Genomic DNA, 1,588 nt, shown 5'->3' with positions numbered 1-1,588 from the left:
CTTAGTGTAAAATAGTTCTCGGTAAGATATTGCAAAAAAAAGAAAAGACCTAGATAATAGATATATTGCCTAGCCAGCAAAATATATCACAACCGAAGGTCTTCTCATGGAATATATTATAGCAGAAATTATCAAAACAATAAAGGAATCCGATACCGCGATCATACGCGAAACAAAATTATTGCAGCTGTTTATGCGGATTTTCACAGAGGCACTGGTTTGTGCGTTAGAAATCATGGATACAGAATTGGTGGAACAGTACAAGAAACAAGGATATCAGATAGAACGGCGGGATCGCCGTACGATACAAGGACTATTCGGCACCGTTACCTATCAGCGCCGTCGCATACGGAAAGAGGGGCCGCGCGCGAAGGGATTTTATCCGTTAGATATCCAATTAGGGCTGAAAAAGTATCAGCGGTATACTGCCTTATTCATGAAACGAGTTGCAGAAGCAGCTACGGGCAGTGTGTATCGCACCACGGCGGATATTATCAACCGCTTGACTTTAACGAGCATCAGTCATCAAACGGTGGGAAACATCATAAAACAAGTCGGACGTGGGTATGCCGAGTGGGAACAGAGCCAAGAACACAAGAAGGCACATTCCGGCGCGACAGCACAGTGCCACCCGCCCCTGCTCTGCCTAGAAGGAGACGGGCTACTCGTAAAAGGACAAGGAGCCAAGCAGCAGGAGATACATCGGATACAGATTAGTGAAGGAAGTACGCGATGTGGTACGCGTACTATGTTGGTGCATCCCCATTACTTTGCATCGATGAATCATGGCGAGCTCGTCACGCAAGTGACGGCGTATCTGCAGAGCAAGTACGATCTGGCACACGTGGTAGTAGTGAGCAACAGTGATGGAGGCAGCGGGTATGGAAAAGACGTCTTTGGGAGCCTGGTTATCGGATGCAAGCAGCATGAACATGTGTTGGATCGGTATCATGTGAACCGCAAACTGAAAGAGCGGTTGTATTTCATAGACCCAGCGTTACAGGACGAGATACGCAACGCACTGCGAGAATACCGATGGGAACCGCTGCAGGTATTGCTGGATACGGCGGAATCACAAGCGGAAACCCCGGAGGAGATAGTGCATGTACAGAAGTTACGTCAGTATATAGTGCGGAACTGGGTTTCGTTAGCACCGCTGAAACTACGAAAGATCGCTGTGTCTGCGAGTGGCATCGGTACGTGTGAGAGTAACCACCGGATATACAGTTACCGGATGAAGAAACAAGGGCGTCATTGGAGTCGGACGGGAGGGACTGCGATGGTGAAAGTGATTACGGCCATACGAAACAAGGAATTAGATCAGGCGTTTGCCGACTGGACCAAGGGGTTTACCGCTCCAGTCAGCCGCACTTTCCGTGGGACGATGAGACGAGTCATGCGGAAGATTCCCTTTCAAACGCATGTAGGGATTCATCACGGACGCATTTGCAATAATGGCCCGTCCAGCAGTGCCATAGGGAAGTTAGCTAACAGTTTCTCAACGCCTGCATTTTTATAAAAAAACGATGTCGATGAGGCTAGCTATTATCTAGGTCAATACATTCACCGAGAACTTCTTGACACATAC

The 1,588-nt window shown here is 48.0% G+C and carries 1 protein-coding gene; it reads left to right on the top strand.

The window, feature by feature from the left end:
- Window positions 1-106 precede the first annotated feature (106 nt).
- Window positions 107-1,519, top strand: coding sequence for an ISLre2 family transposase (locus AB840_RS15195; RefSeq protein ID WP_048515659.1), 1,413 nt, complete (start codon window positions 107-109; stop codon window positions 1,517-1,519).
- Window positions 1,520-1,588 lie beyond the last annotated feature (69 nt).

Source organism: Megasphaera cerevisiae DSM 20462 (genome assembly GCF_001045675.1).
Lineage (GTDB): Bacteria > Bacillota > Negativicutes > Veillonellales > Megasphaeraceae > Megasphaera > Megasphaera cerevisiae.
The sequence above is the reverse complement of the archived record's forward strand: the minus strand, read 5'-3'. Positions and strand labels throughout refer to the sequence as shown.

Bases quoted from the DNA above. Each gene is read 5' to 3' on its own strand.
- AB840_RS15195 (WP_048515659.1), top strand. From the start codon at position 107: ATGGAATATATTATAGCAGAAATTATCAAAACAATAAAGGAATCCGAT.